This is a genomic window from Desulforhopalus vacuolatus (genome assembly GCF_016918505.1).
GTDB classification, from domain to species: Bacteria; Desulfobacterota; Desulfobulbia; order Desulfobulbales; family Desulfocapsaceae; genus Desulforhopalus; species Desulforhopalus vacuolatus.
In genome coordinates, this window is the sequence record NZ_JAFFPZ010000030.1 from 18,993 (window position 1) to 33,096 (window position 14,104).

The 14,104-nt window shown below is 49.5% G+C and carries 11 protein-coding genes, 1 tRNA gene and 2 pseudogenes; 10 read left to right on the plus strand and 4 right to left on the minus strand.

Going from position 1 to position 14,104, the window contains the following annotated elements; genetic code table 11:
• Positions 1-134: 134 nt before the first annotated feature.
• From JWG39_RS13685 to JWG39_RS17445, 7 genes and pseudogenes are all read left to right on the plus strand, one after another.
• The gene (locus JWG39_RS13685; RefSeq protein ID WP_205219983.1) at positions 135-1,031 is read left to right on the plus strand and encodes a DMT family transporter; all 897 of its coding nucleotides are present in this window, start codon (positions 135-137) and stop codon (positions 1,029-1,031) included.
• Positions 1,032-1,388: 357 nt separating this feature from the next.
• Positions 1,389-2,015 (plus strand): uracil phosphoribosyltransferase, encoded by a 627-nt coding sequence (upp, locus tag JWG39_RS13690; protein WP_205219984.1) that lies wholly within the window; start codon positions 1,389-1,391, stop codon positions 2,013-2,015.
• Positions 2,016-2,026: 11 nt separating this feature from the next.
• Positions 2,027-3,358, plus strand: coding sequence for a uracil-xanthine permease family protein (locus JWG39_RS13695; protein ID WP_205219985.1), 1,332 nt, complete (start codon positions 2,027-2,029; stop codon positions 3,356-3,358).
• Between the two features lie 48 nt (positions 3,359-3,406).
• Positions 3,407-5,296 carry a transketolase C-terminal domain-containing protein gene (locus JWG39_RS13700; RefSeq protein ID WP_205219986.1) on the plus strand — a complete coding sequence of 630 codons (1,890 nt, stop codon included), beginning with the start codon at positions 3,407-3,409 and terminating at the stop codon, positions 5,294-5,296.
• A 79-nt stretch (positions 5,297-5,375) separates the two neighbouring features.
• Positions 5,376-6,305, plus strand: a complete 930-nt coding sequence (locus tag JWG39_RS13705; RefSeq protein ID WP_205219987.1) for a carbohydrate kinase family protein — start codon at positions 5,376-5,378, stop codon at positions 6,303-6,305.
• Between the two features lie 96 nt (positions 6,306-6,401).
• Positions 6,402-6,478, plus strand: a tRNA-Pro gene (locus JWG39_RS13710).
• A gap of 253 nt (positions 6,479-6,731) precedes the next feature.
• Positions 6,732-7,628 (plus strand): annotated as a pseudogene (locus tag JWG39_RS17445) (IS1595 family transposase).
• 166 nt (positions 7,629-7,794) lie between these two features.
• Here JWG39_RS17445 and JWG39_RS13725 read toward each other — a convergent pair.
• On the minus strand, positions 7,795-8,571 hold the full coding sequence (locus tag JWG39_RS13725) for a hypothetical protein (protein WP_205219990.1): 777 nt from the start codon (positions 8,569-8,571) through the stop codon (positions 7,795-7,797).
• Positions 8,572-8,674: 103 nt separating this feature from the next.
• Here JWG39_RS13725 and JWG39_RS17175 point away from each other — a divergent pair.
• Positions 8,675-9,404, plus strand: a pseudogene (locus JWG39_RS17175) (transposase).
• 251 nt (positions 9,405-9,655) lie between these two features.
• On the opposite strand, the gene JWG39_RS13740 reads toward JWG39_RS17175, so the two are convergent.
• The 3 genes from JWG39_RS13740 to JWG39_RS13750 all read right to left on the minus strand — a co-directional run bounded on the left by JWG39_RS13740 (position 9,656) and on the right by JWG39_RS13750 (position 12,028).
• A complete protein-coding gene (locus JWG39_RS13740) occupies positions 9,656-11,275 on the minus strand; it encodes a DNA primase family protein (protein WP_205219993.1) in 1,620 nt (539 codons plus the stop codon).
• Positions 11,276-11,434: 159 nt separating this feature from the next.
• A complete protein-coding gene (locus JWG39_RS13745; protein WP_205219994.1) occupies positions 11,435-11,647 on the minus strand; it encodes a hypothetical protein in 213 nt (70 codons plus the stop codon).
• Between the two features lie 114 nt (positions 11,648-11,761).
• On the minus strand, positions 11,762-12,028 hold the full coding sequence (locus JWG39_RS13750; RefSeq protein WP_205219995.1) for a helix-turn-helix domain-containing protein: 267 nt from the start codon (positions 12,026-12,028) through the stop codon (positions 11,762-11,764).
• Here JWG39_RS13750 and JWG39_RS13755 point away from each other — a divergent pair.
• Positions 12,020-12,667, plus strand: coding sequence for a LexA family protein (locus JWG39_RS13755; protein ID WP_205219996.1), 648 nt, complete (start codon positions 12,020-12,022; stop codon positions 12,665-12,667). The genes JWG39_RS13750 and JWG39_RS13755 overlap by 9 nt on opposite strands.
• Before the next feature lie 11 nt (positions 12,668-12,678).
• Positions 12,679-13,605, plus strand: a complete 927-nt coding sequence (locus JWG39_RS13760; protein WP_205219997.1) for a hypothetical protein — start codon at positions 12,679-12,681, stop codon at positions 13,603-13,605.
• Positions 13,606-14,104 lie beyond the last annotated feature (499 nt).

The window sequence follows — 14,104 nt, forward strand, 5'->3', positions numbered from 1 at the left end:
ATTTTAATAGCCGTATCCTGCTTTGTAAAGCAGGATACGGCCTCCTCTGTCTTGTTTGAGAGTTGAAAAATATGGAGTGGTGGGTATATTAGCGCTGTTATTTCTTCGTAACTTCAATTCTATCCGGATTTTTTATGACCCGTCTGCAGGCTAATGCTGTTCTTCTCCTTACCGCCCTTATCTGGGGCAGTAGTTTCGTAGTGCAGCACATTGCGACCGGAGAGCTCGGAAGTATCACCTTCACCGGCTCGCGTTTTTTGCTCGGTGCTTTCGTTGTCGCCCCCCTTGCCCTGCGCCAGCTCCGTAAAATGACTGCAACGCAGCCGTTGCGGCAGAGTGACTGGCTGTGGATGGCGCTCACAGGTTGTGTGCTGATGACTGCGGCCGGTCTGCAGCAATACGGTATCCTTCGTACTACGGTAACCAATTCCGGCTTCCTTACCGGGCTCTATGTCCCAATGGTGCCTCTGCTCGGAATGCTGTTTTTTCGGCGGCGGGTGCATCTCTTCATCTGGCCCGCCGCTGTGGGGTGTCTTTGCGGAACGTGGCTGCTCAGCGGAGGTCATCAACTTGACGGTTTTGCCCCTGGTGATCTGTGGGTTATCGCCTCCGCCTTCTTCTGGGCGGGGCATGTCCTGCTGGTGGGACATGTAGCACAGCGTACCGGTGCCCCGCTGGTACTGGCGCTGGTGCAGTTCTTTGTCTGTGGCATAATCGGTCTGCTGGTTGGTTGCATTGTGGAACAACCTTCGATTGCCGCATTTGGCGGGGCGTGGAAGGGTATCGCCTGGATGGGGATCATGTCGGTGGGAATTGCCTTTACTCTACAGGTGGTTGCTCAGCGCTGGTCCCCCGCTGCGGACGCCGCAATTATTCTCAGTTCGGAATCCGTTTTTGCAGCACTGGGGGGAATGATTTTTCTTGGCGAGCGGATGGTGCCGGTGCAGTTTTGTGGTGCAGTGTTGATTTTTTGTTGCATTCTTGCGGTAGAGCTGGTTCCGCTGCTGCGCCGGAAACAGGTTCTGGTGTGAGGAGAAGTTATACCATTTACATTTTGTATTGGCGGATTCAAATATTGGCAGATTCAAAGGCAGGGACGGGAAAAGGGAGAAAGGAGACGGGAGACAGGAAAAAGCAAAAGATATCCGTAGAGACGACCAATTTTGGCGTCTCCAGCACAACGGACGTTTCTACATTGCGATCAATTTTACATCCTGTTTATCCATTCGTAATCGCCAAAAAAAGATGTCTGCGCAGTTGCGTTCTCTGGTCAGTAAAAAATGTGATTGGTATTATATAGTATTCTGTTTTTATCTTGAGTCTTTACAAGGCTCATTCTTACGCAGGCACTGCATCTGTCTGCGAACTTTTATTCGAGGGAGAATCCCATGTCCGTTCATGTCGTAAATCACCCGCTGATCAAACATAAACTTGGCCTTATGCGGCAGCATGATGTCTCCACCAAAGATTTTCGTGACCTCGCCTCGGAGCTGGCTCGCCTGCTCACCTATGAAGCCACCAAAGATTTGCCTACTGAAACGGTGACTATCCAGGGCTGGGCCGGAGATGTGCAGGTGGAAATGATCAAAGGTAAAAAAGTGACCATCGTGCCTATCCTTCGTGCCGGTCTGGGAATGATGGACGGTGTTATCGACATGATTCCTTCGGCAAAGGTGAGTGTGGTTGGTTTTTACCGCAATGAGGAAACCCTGCAGCCGGTGGAGTATTATATCAAATATGCCAGTGAGATTGGAGAGCGGATGGCGATGATTCTTGATCCCATGCTGGCCACCGGCGGTACGCTGCTTGCCACTATCGAGAGCCTGAAGGCCGCAGGCTGTAAAAAGATTAAAGGACTCTTTCTTGTCGCCGCCCCCGAGGGAATCAAACGCGTATCCGAGGCCCATCCCGATGTGGAAATATATGTGGCGGCAGTGGACGAGCGGCTCAACGAACACGGCTACATTCTGCCGGGACTCGGTGACGCTGGTGATAAGATCTTCGGCACCCGATAAGGAGAGACGATATGGCAGACGAATCCTTTGCATCAACGACCTACAACTTTCGCCTGCGTGATGCTTTTTTCGGCGGGCAGATGCTCTTTGTTGCTTTCGGGGCACTGGTCCTGGTGCCATTACTCACCGGCCTGAATACCAATGTAGCACTTTTTACCGCCGGTTGCGGCACGCTGGTCTTTCAGCTGATCACCCGAGGCAGGGTGCCAATCTTTCTCGCCTCTTCTTTCGCCTTTATTGCACCGATCATGTTTGGTGTGCAGCAGTGGGGCGTACCGGCCACGCTCTGCGGGCTGGTGGCCGCCGGTGTCTTTTATATAATACTTAGTTTCTTCATTCGCTGGTCAGGTCCTGGTTTTCTCAACCGTTATCTTCCTCCGGTGGTGACCGGGCCGGTAATCATGGTTATTGGTCTGGTGCTTGCTCCGACCGCCGTACATATGGCCATGGGACGCACCGGCAGTGGAGATGCCTGGCTGGTGCCGGAGCCAACGGCAATGATTATCGCGGGCGTTGCTCTTGCCACGACTGTCCTGGTGGCACTGCTCGGCAAAGGCTGGTTTCGACTGGTACCGATCTTCAGTGGGATTGTTGCCGGGTATGTTGTAGCTTTGATCCTCGACTTTACTGGAACTGCCGCCTCCCTGCAGGCGGGGTTTGCACCGGGAGATCTTGCCAACTATACGTCGACCCGACTGATCGATTTTACTGCGGTGAAGGAGAGCCCCTGGCTGGCAATACCCCATTTCGTTTTTCCCGAGTGGAGTCTTGATGCTATTTTCTTTATTGTGCCTGTGGCCATTGCCCCGGCCATTGAGCATGTTGGTGATATCCTCGCCATCAGTTCGGTAACCGGGAAAAACTATGTCGAGGATCCCGGCATTCAGAATACAATGCTCGGTGACGGCATCGCGACCTCCATCGCCTGCATGCTTGGCGGGCCCCCGAATACCACGTATTCTGAGGTGACCGGGGCTGTTGCACTGACCCGTGCTTTTAATCCGGCGATCATGACCTGGGCAGCCATTACCGCAATTCTTCTCAGTTTTGTTGACAAGGTGGGGGCGCTTCTTGGCACCATCCCTGCTCCGGTAATGGGGGGAATCATGATACTGCTCTTCGGTATGATCACGGTTGTTGGGATAAATACCCTGATCAAAGCGCAACTGGACTTGTCTATTGCACGAAACCTTATTATCGTTTCTGTCATTCTCGTCTGCGGAATTGGCGGCATGAAATTTACTGCCGGCGCCTTTGCCATTGAGAAAATTGGCCTTGCTGGAATACTCGGCCTTGTGCTGAATCTAATACTGCCGCAGTCTCCAGCAGCAAAAAAGAAATAATCGATTTCACCATAATTCAACAACTTTTACTCTCTACAAGGAGTCGCAATGGATTTCCCCATAGATCTGTCCACCTTTACCCCACTGAAATTTGATCTGAACCAGCCTGAACTCTCTGAGGCGAACAGGAAAACGCTTGAGGAAAATATCCAGCTCGTTCGTGATGCCGTCATTTTTTTCACAGCTCTTGCCAACGTGAAGGGCCTGGGCGGTCACACCGGCGGGGCCTACGATATTGTCCCGGAGATGCTCATTGTGGATGCCTTCATGAAGGGCTCTGACAGCATTCATCCTGTTTATTTTGACGAGGCTGGACACCGCGTTGCCATTCAGTATCTCATGGCGGTGCTCAACGGGTACAAACCGGCGGAATCTCTGCTGCATTATCGCGAGTTTGATCACGGATTCTATGGCCATCCCGAACGCGATGAAGAAAACGGCGTTTTCTTCTCATCTGGACGTCTTGGACATCTATGGAGTTATGTCAACGGGGTTGCCGAAGCTGATAAGAGCAAGACTGTGGTCATGTTTGGCAGTGACGGTTCGCAGATGGAGGGTGATGACGCAGAAGCTGCCCGCTATGCGGTGGCACGCCAGCTGAAAGTGAAGCTCTTTATTGATGATAACGACGTTACTATCTCCGGCCATCCCACCGAGTACATGCACGGTTATGACGTGGTCAAGACTCTTGAGGGACACGGGCTGTCAGTCAGCTTCGGGGAAGGTGAAGACCTTGCCGGCCTCTACCGCAGGATTCAGCAGACGCTGATCTCCGGCGGGCCTGCCGCCGTGGTCAGCCGTCGTTTGATGGCACCCGAGGTGGAGGGTATTGAGGGATCTCCCAAAGGGCACGATGTTATTGCCGTAGATCTCGCTTTGAAATACCTGAAGGCGAAAGGCTGCGATGCTGCGGTCAAGGCGTTGGAAAGTGTCAAGGTGGAGAAGACCAAAGCCTCTTATCTTGGCAGCACCAAAGAGATGGCGAAGGTTCGCGACGACTTCGGCCGGGTGGTCTGCGAAATCCTTGATACGATGGAAACACCGGAAGAGAAGGTTCTGGTGGTTGATTCAGATCTTGAGGGGTCCTGCGGCCTGCACCATATCGGCAAGGCTTTTCCGCAGTGTTATGTGCATGGCGGAATCATGGAGCGTAACAACTTCAGCGTTGCCGCAGGGTTTGGTTCAGAGAAGGGAAGGGTGGGGATTTTCGGGACCTTTGCCGCCTTTATCGAAATGGTGATCTCTGAAATTACCATGGCACGTCTCAACGATGCCAATGTCATTGCGCACTTCTCCCATTCGGGGATTGATGACATGGCGGACAATACCTGCCACTTTGGAATCAATAACTTCTTTACTGACAACGGGCTGGCAGAAGGCGATAACACACGTCTCTACTTCCCGGCGGATGTCGGCCAGCTGCGGGCGATTCTCAAACGGGTCTTCACTGATGAGGGCCTGCGCTTCATCTTTTCCACCCGCTCTGCGACGCCTTCTCTGCTTGATGCCGACGGTCAGCACCTGTACAGCGATGGCTATACCTTTGAGCCCGGCAAAGATGAGATCGTTCGGGAAGGAAAGGATGGTTATGTGGTGAGTTACGGTGAAATGGTCTATCGCTGTCTTGATGCGGTGGAACAGCTTCGTGCCGACGGTCACGATATCGGCCTGATTAACAAGCCGACCCTGAATGTGATTGATGAGGAGATGCTGAAGAAAGTGGGCAGCAGCCCCTTTACCCTCGTGGTTGAAAGTCAGAATACAAAAACCGGTCTTGCCTCGCGTTACGGCACCTGGTTGCTGGAACACGGGCTGGCTCCGAAATACGCCTCTATGGGAACCTCAAAACCCGGGCGCGGCGGCATTGCCGAACAGCTTCCCTGGCAGGGTCTCGCGGTAGAGGATATTAAGAAAAAAATCCTGGCCCTCAAGGGCTGATTTTCCCCCGCATGCTTTTCACGCGGCCTGTCCTGTGAGGGACAGGCCGTTCCTGTGTAACTTCTAAGGATCTGCAGATATGAAAAAGATAATCCTCTCCGGTTCCATGGCCTACGACCGCACCATGAATTTTCCCGACCTCTTCCAAAATCACCTGCTGCCGGATCAGCTTGATCAGATCAGCGTCAGCTTTATGGTGGACGGGGCGACGGAAGATTTTGGAGGTACGGCGGGCAATATTGCCTTCGGATTGAAACTGATGGGGGAGGATCCGCTCCTCAGTGCCACCCTTGGCCGTGATCACTTTCGCTACACCGGCTGGCTTGACGCCAACGGCATCAGCAGGGATATGATTGTTATTGATGAGTCGGAGCTGACGGCGGGGTGTTACATCACCAACGATAAAAACAAAAACCAGTTTACCATCTTCAATCCCGGTGCCATGAAACAAAGCTCCGGACTTGATTTTGATTCCATCGGCACTGACAGTGCAATTGTGCTGGTTTCTCCTGGTAATCTTCATGATATGCTGACCTACCCCGCAGAGTGTCTCAAGCGGGGAATCGAGTATATCTTTGATCCGGGCCAGAACCTGCCGGTATTGCCCAAAGATCAGCTGATAAAAGTGATCTCAAGAGCGAAACTGCTCATCGTCAACAAGTATGAGTGTAACCTGATCCTGGATAAGACCGGGCTGGCAAAAGAGGAGATGGTCAAGCTGGCGGAGAATACCATCGTGACTCGCAGTGAAGAGGGCTCGGAACTCTTTAAACGGGAGGGTGGTTTGATAGAGGTCCCTCCCTGCAAACCAGAGACGGTGATTGATCCTACGGGTGCGGGAGATGCGTATCGTGCGGGTCTGGTGAGCGGTCTTCTGGAAGGAAAATCCCTGCACGAGAGCGCACTGCAGGGCAGTGTCTGCGGTTCTTTCGCCGTGGAGTGCAACGGTACGCAGAACTATCGTTTCACCCGTGATCAGTTTGAAAGTCGTCTGTCAGCGGTACACTGAATATAATTGAGTTGAAAAACGAGAAAAGAGCCGGGAATATATTGCTCTTTTTGTTGAGAAGGTGTAGTGTGATTTTTCGTTTTTCAGCTCCAATGTCGGGGAGTGGCTCAGTCTGGTAGAGCACTGCGTTCGGGACGCAGGGGTCGGAGGTTCAAATCCTCTCTTCCCGACCATAATATAGAGATAAAATGGCGGTGGAAATTTAATTTCCACCGCCATTTTTGTTTTTATGGGGGGAGAAGGGAGACGGGAGAAGGGAGACGGGAGAAAGGAGACGGGAGACAGGATGTAAAATTGATCTCAATGGTGATAACGATGGCATTACACATCATTGGTGAAAAATCGGCACAACAGTGATTCCAGCAATGGTGTTGTAGAGACAAGGCATGCCTTGTCTACACGGTGACAGTAAACATACAGACCCTGATGGATGAATGTCCAATGTTACGCCACTGTGCGTGAGTTACGCTGGCCTGAAGGCCGCGAGTGTCCGTTTTGTACTTCGAAGAAAGTTATCAAAAGAGGTTATGACGACAAGGAACCTGCCAGACAACGCTATGAGTGTAAAGAATGTGGTAAACACTTTGATGATCTGACCGGCACTATCTTTGCCGGGCATCATCAACCTCTTAAGGTCTGGATATTGTGCCTCTATTTTACGGGCTTAAACCTCTCTAACAAACAGATCTCCGCCGAACTGGAGTTGAATCGTACCGATGTTCAAAAGATGACCACTCAGCTTCGTGAGGGTGTGATAAAAAAAAGCCTCAAGTGACCCTTGAAGGTGAAGTAGAGTTCGATGAGGTCTATATTGTGGCGGAGCACAAAGGGAATCCTGAAGCCGTGAGTAAGAAGGGGCGTAAAGGTCGCCGTAATCGCCTAAAGGGTGCTCGTGGCCGCAGTACATTGGAAAAAGAAAAACCACCCATTTTCGGTATGATCCAACGCACTGGGCAAGTCGTGATTCAGATGCTTGCCAATATCCGCCAGGTAACCATCAAGCCATTGATAAAATCCACTGTGTTACCTGGAACTTTGGTTTACACCGATGAGTACAGTATCTATTTCCGGCTGGAGGAATGGGGTTACAGCCATAAAAGCGTGAACCACGGAGCTGGTGAATATGCCAGGGACGAGGATGGAGATGGTTTCCATGAAGTCCATGTAAATACAATGGAAGGCTTCTGGTCTCTGCTGCGCCCACACCGGGGGATCTCACAAGAGAAGCTCCCTTTCTACCCTGGTTTCTTCGAGTTTGCTCATAATGTTGGCAAGCGCGGGAAAACCTTGCTTCACTCGCTGGTTGAAGTGCTGGTTAAATAAGACCCTGAAACACAACATGAGCCATAAAATAATGTGTGTCCCGTATATTCTTCAGGTAAAAATCAACCCGAATATTTACAACTTTTCTTAGTCTTTAGTAATGATTTCAGTATATTAAGCCATTTATATCCCGGAACTGCTAGCTTTCTACAGAAGACAGAGAAACTTAAAAATATTTCTCCATAGATATCACTTTATCAAACTCAGGTGTTGCTATAGCTTCAACTTCAGACTGTTTTAATACTATAAGCCCCTGTGATTCAAAGAACTTTTTAAACTCATCATACGTAGCCCCCGTTCCAGTATATTCTTTTAATATGATTACATTAGATCCATTGGCTTTTACCTGTCGTAACACTTGAGGGAAGTCATCACCGATTGTTGGTTTTAATTCTATACGGAATGTCCGGTAGGTATTACACTTCCATAGTGTTTCAACTGCTTGTTTTACCTTATAATTTTCATGTCCATTCGAGCCAATTTTCCCGTAACCATATTCAACTTTATAAACAACATCAACACCTTTATGCTCAAACTTTACGCCAGATATATACGCAAAACTCAGACCATTTAACGTTGTCAACTTTTTTTGTAATGTTTGATGTGACCTTACATCACCCTCAAACTCTTTCAGTAATTCTGGCAACATTTCATCAATGTGACTCTGGTTGTACTTGAATAACGTATCACCCATAACAGCATAGGCAACCTTCATCCTGTAATCAGCACTAATATACTTAACTTGCATTGCATTGTGGTCCGCTGTATCTACAGGTTCGGTACTAAAGTTATTCACAATTAGAGTATAATGATTACTGAACTTCTCCCGAAACCAAGACTGATCTTTCAACCAGTTAGCGTATTGTTCATCCTGCATTAGAATTTCAATCGGCTTCCCTTTGTACTTACCAAAAGGTATTATTACGGGCTTATTCTCATCCATAATCTAATCCTCAAAATATAGTTAGGCTCATTTTGCGTTTCGGGGTCGTGATTTGGTAAAATAACGCTTTCCTTTTACCAACTACTGAAAAGAGGCCAGCACCATGAAGGTAAACATACAGACCCTGATGGATAATGTCCAATGTTACGCTACTGTGCGTGAGTTACGCTGGCCTGAAGGCCGCGAGTGTCCGTTTTGTACTTCGAAGAAAGTTATCAAAAGAGGTTGTGACGACAAGGAACCTGCCAGACAACGCTATGAGTGTAAAGAATGTGGTAAACGCTTTGACGATCTGACCGGTACTATCTTTGTCGGGCATCATCAACCTCTTAAGGTCTGGATATTGTGCCTCTATTTCATGGGTTTAAACCTCTCTAACAAACAGATCTCCGCCGAACTGGAGTTGGATCGTACCGATGTTCAAAAGATGACCACCCATTTTCGGTATGATCCAACGAACTGGGCAGGTCGTGATTCAGATGCTTGCCAATGTCCGCCAGGTAACCATCAAGCCATTGATAAAATCCACTGTGTTACCTGGAACTTTGGTTTACACCGATGAATACAGTATCTATTTCCGGCTGGAGGAATGGGGTTACAGCCATAAAAGCGTGAACCACGGAGCTGGTGAGTATGCCAGGGACGAGGATGGAGATGGTTTCCATGAAGTCCATGTAAATACAATGGAAGGCTTCTGGTCCCTGCTGCGCCCACACCGGGGTTTCTCACAAGAGAAGCTCCCTTTATACCTTGGTTTCTTCGAGTTTGTTCATAATGTTGGCAAGCGCGGGAAAACCTTGCTTCACTCGCTGGTTGAAGTGCTGGTTAAATAAGACCCTGAAACACAACATGAGCCTTTCTTTTTTCTACACGCAAAATCTTAACCGGACACTACTGGCTATAACTTCGCCTTTGCAAAAAAAAAAGCTTTTACCCTTCCTCTATCTTCTCCCTTCGCGCGTGACGCGGGATATATGTGTTTCTTTCTCCAGTTCTCCAATTTTCCTGTGGATATGGTTAAGTCATTGAAGTAGCTATATATTTTGCAAGGGAGGAACGCGGGAGGTTACGGAAGTACGGGAGTTTATTGCTGTTCATACGCGTCTCCAATCATTTTCCCGTCATCGAGTGTCACTCCGCGAAAGAAAATAGTTGAGTTTTTAAACTTTTCGAATTTGTCTTCCAGCAAGGCAGAGAAGCGTCTCTTTGATAGTTCTTTGGATGGGTTGTTATTCTTCCACCACGTTTTGTATTTTTTATACAGTGCACCCAAAGAGGAGCTGCAGTTGGGGTTGCCAATATCGACAAAACAATTTTCGTCAAGGAACGATTGCAGGATGTCTTCGCTGGCCCGGTACTGATCCAGGAACTTGATGACCTTTGCCGGTGGTGACGTCGACCCTGCGTCCTGCCAGTCCAGACAATAGCGGACAAGACTGGCGAGGATGCCGGAATGCTCTGCTGCAAGCTTATCGCGCAATGAAGTATCGGCGTGCCACTGGAACTCCTGCAGTGACCGCTCAATCTCGTTGCCGTCCTCGTCGATCTTCTTCTGTCTAATCACAAAAGAGAGGGTCAGTTCGAGGGGGCGCATCCTCTCCCAGAACGCGCCGTCATTTGCGCTGGCGTGTGGCAGGTGGTTCGACAAGAGAAAGAGAGTGAGACTGGGGGTGAAGGTGATATTCTTTTCGTGAAGCTGGCGGGCAGTGATTGAGTCTCCACCAGTAATTGCTTTTAGTTGCCCGATAGCATATTCCCGGTTTTCGTCTGGCTCAACTCCCCAGACGATCCGTTTACCCTGCATTGATACAAGGGTCGGGGTTGCCTGATCAGCACGGCCACCGCCGAATTTTTGTCTAAGGAAAAACTCTACCGGGATCGCGCCGGTTAGTTCTGGTCCGAGCACTTTGGCGATGGTCTCCAGCAGGGTGGTCTTGCCGTTGCGACCGTGCTTGCCGTAGAGCAAAAAGAAGTCTGGTTCGAGCTGCTGGCCAACGATCGCCATGCCGAGGATCCGCTTGATGTAGTTGATCATGTCAAGGTTTCCGGCGAAGATATCAAAGAGGAACGCTTCCCATACCGGAGCTGGCGAATCAATCCCGTCCCAGTCAACAGGAGCATGGACAGAGCAGAAATCATCCGGGCGGCCATCTCTGATATGCCCGGTGCGCAGGTCAATCACGCCGTTGTTTACCGGGAGGAGCCATCCGTTCTGGTTAAACTGATCACTGGTGCAGTGGATCGCCGTCTCTTTGAGTACTGTATTGATAACATCAGCACGGCCACCGGCAGAGAGCAGCCTTTTGATGCGGTTTTTGTATTCTTTATTCAGGACTTCTGCAGGCTTCGGGTGGTCTTTCTCCTGCAGATATTCAATTTTCGGCAACAGAACAGCCTCGTAATACCGTTCGAATTCTGCAACCACTCCGGCGATAGCAGAGAATGCTTCTGCCCCGAGATAGTCAACGTCCCAGAAATGATCTTTAAAAAAGAACCACCGCCCTGCGTTTACGTCAAATCTGTGCCGGGATTGATTCAGCGCCACATAAAGCCGCGCTTCTCCGACGTTGTTGGTGTCATAACAGGCAGCAATAAAATCGAGACTCAGCGCTTCCCGAGCTTTTAGAGCTTTCGGCTGCGGCATGGCAACGCGCTCTTCTTTACGCCGTCTGGCTACCGCTGCTTTGATTTCTTTCTTATCCATTCTCTTTCCTTCGGGATGGCAGCTGTTGCCGCAACATTCACGGCTTTGGCATGTGAGCTGCCTTTGCTTTTGATCTCGTTGGCAGAGTGGCAGGGAGCGCCAGCCTCTGCATCTCAAGGCCCTTGATGGCCTCCTCTATTGCGTGCAGCACCTGTCTCGCTACTGTTCGTCACTCACTAAGGCTGACACCCTGCCAAGTGAACCAGTGCGACCAGTTGCAAAGTCGCTTTCCTTCTCAGGTTGTCTGCACCATGCCCGAATAAACTGAGGGGATACGTCAAGGCTCCGGGCCAGTTCTACGGCGTCGCTACGGTTAAGCACCTCTTCCATCACCTCGTAATCCCGTTTGCGTTTCGTTTTGCTCTGTTTCACTTCTTTTTTCCCTCTATTTTTGTTAGTAATCTGTAATTATAGGGCACTTGATAAACAGGCCAGCGCCGTATAAAATCAAAAATGGTATGTCAACTATCTTTGCCCCAAACCCCTTCATACGGCCTGTTTGCGGGATTTGGCGATAGCTTCACGAACATAGCGCGTATGGCGCTTACCCATCACAACCTGATTGACGGTTGTGATGGGGACACCCAATTCACGAGCAATCCCCGCTTGGGTTGCTCCAGCTTCCTTCAAATACTGTTTTATTATATTTCTTTTTATATTCATGATGGTGTTTAAAATAGGGTAAATAGAGCGCAAGGTCAATAAATAAATAGGAATAGTAGGGGAAGAAGGGGGGTAAAATACATGTTTCATCAACGATTACAAGCTCTTATCGATAAAAAAAAGGTACCACCTGCTGAGGTTGCAAGGTCCCTTGGAATGAGTTCTGCTCGAACATCAGAGTGGCTCTCTGGAAAAACTAAAATGCCTCGGCGAAAAACACTAATTGCGCTATCTAATTATTTTGAGTGCGACTTGGACTGGTTATCAACCGGAGAAGGCACACCATATCCAGATGTTAAACGTGAGAGGCCAGCTGCAATCTGCGGAGGTCCCTTGCCAGTTAGGGAAATCCCGGTAATATCGTATGCGGAGGCGGGGAAATGGATGAGCATTTGGGAAAATTATAAGCCGGGGAAAGACGGCGAAACGATACTTTCTGCGTCAGATCTGGGACCACGACCGTATTCAGTCAAAGTAGTGGGGCCGTTTATGGCACCGGAGTTTCGGGAAGGGGATTATCTCACCATTGACCCAGACCACCAGGCAGACTCTGGAGACTACGTCCTTGCCAGGCACATCGGGCAAAAGCCCATTTTCCGGAAATACTATCAAGAAGCGGGCAGAGGGTTTCTGGTGACGCTGGATGGAGACTGGGGACGGCCGATAGAGATCACGGAAAATGAATGGTCAATCCTTGGAAGGGTGATGGAGAAGGTTAAAAAATACTAAGAGACTGGAAGATGGATTTTACATTATTAGGGTTTGTCGCTTTGCCGATGGTTATCGCGGGGGCTGTCCCCATTGCCAGCGCTATATGGGTCTATGATGACTGCAAAAAAGCAGGTGTCAGGAAAGGGATGACAACAGGGATCTTTGATATGGGACCTTTGGGGTGGAGCCTTTGCGTGACTGCTCTATGGCTCCCGGTCTTTATCATCTACCTGGTAAAAAGGAAAACCCTTGCCCATATCGCAAAAGAGACAGCAGATCTCGAAAAGGAAGGGGATGCCCCCTTTCCGGGCTTCATAAACCGGGCATCAAAGAGCGTTGCTGCCATCTGGTCATGGACCATGATCCTTTTCGCCGTTTTTTGGCTGGTTGCTATCAGCGGGATATTTCACCCCGTGGGCAGTGAAGCAGAGAAGATCGCTCTGACTCACAGAAATTGGACATTTGCTGTCCGTCTCATTATCGCATGGGCAGTAATCACTCTCCCTGCAGTGATTGTCTACATGATCACAAAAGAGGATGATGTCTTTATCCCTATTGACCACCCGCACGAAACAGAAAAAACAAAAAAATGCCCATTCTGCGCCGAGACAATCAAGGCGGATGCAAAGTTCTGCCGCTTTTGTTCTCACGACCTTCCTCAGGAAGAGAAACCGATACCGCAGAACAAAGAGAAGCACTGGGAAGAACAGGGGAGAGAAGACTGCAGGAGGGGCGAGTACATGCCAGCGGCTGCAGCTTTTACACAGTCACTGAGATACAAAGAAAGCGCGAGGGTCTTTTACTTAAGAGCCCTCGCATTCGCAAAAGCAGGGGACAAAGAGAAGGCACGTGAAGACCTGAAGACAGCGGCTGCCATGGGCCATAAAAAAGCAGCTGCCGCGCTGGCGAAGCGTGACACCACCCATCCACATGAAGAAGCCTCTGCCCAAACGTAAAGGACAACGCCATGAGCATCCACCAGACCAGCGACGGGCGATGGTATTGCCAATTCCGCAAATTATAGTGCATAGCAGCTGAGTTGAGCCAGCATATACTTCTAACTTACCAATATATCGACAATTATAAATTCAAAAGAGTATCGCTTCACCAGCCAGGGACTATAGTTGTCTCTACGGTGCCTTTTGCTTTTTCCTGCCTCCTTTCTCCCGTCTCCCCCTGCCTCCTTTTTCCTGTCTCCCGTCTCCCTTTTCTCATCCCTGCCTTTGAATCCGCCAATACAAAATGTAATTGCTCACCATTCGCGTAAACTGAAAAACTATCCGGAATTACTCTCCAGGCCGGAATAGATTTCTGGTCCCAGACCAAGAAGTTCCAACATCCTTACTTGTAACGGTGAAAGTGGTGTGACATGGTGAAAGATTTGCCCGGCTAACTCGATGATCGTCAGAGTGATTTGGGAATAGGCCTTCAGGATTCTTTCCGCTGTTGGAGAAT

Bases quoted from the DNA above. Each gene is read 5' to 3' on its own strand.
- JWG39_RS13750 (WP_205219995.1), bottom strand. From the start codon at position 12,028: ATGAAACATGTATTTTACCCCCCTTCTTCCCCTACTATTCCTATTTAT.
- JWG39_RS13685 (WP_205219983.1), top strand. From the start codon at position 135: ATGACCCGTCTGCAGGCTAATGCTGTTCTTCTCCTTACCGCCCTTATC.
- JWG39_RS13725 (WP_205219990.1), bottom strand. From the start codon at position 8,571: ATGGATGAGAATAAGCCCGTAATAATACCTTTTGGTAAGTACAAAGGG.
- JWG39_RS13755 (WP_205219996.1), top strand. From the start codon at position 12,020: ATGTTTCATCAACGATTACAAGCTCTTATCGATAAAAAAAAGGTACCA.
- JWG39_RS13705 (WP_205219987.1), top strand. From the start codon at position 5,376: ATGAAAAAGATAATCCTCTCCGGTTCCATGGCCTACGACCGCACCATG.
- JWG39_RS13695 (WP_205219985.1), top strand. From the start codon at position 2,027: ATGGCAGACGAATCCTTTGCATCAACGACCTACAACTTTCGCCTGCGT.
- upp (WP_205219984.1), top strand. From the start codon at position 1,389: ATGTCCGTTCATGTCGTAAATCACCCGCTGATCAAACATAAACTTGGC.
- JWG39_RS13740 (WP_205219993.1), bottom strand. From the start codon at position 11,275: ATGGATAAGAAAGAAATCAAAGCAGCGGTAGCCAGACGGCGTAAAGAA.
- JWG39_RS13760 (WP_205219997.1), top strand. From the start codon at position 12,679: ATGGATTTTACATTATTAGGGTTTGTCGCTTTGCCGATGGTTATCGCG.
- JWG39_RS13700 (WP_205219986.1), top strand. From the start codon at position 3,407: ATGGATTTCCCCATAGATCTGTCCACCTTTACCCCACTGAAATTTGAT.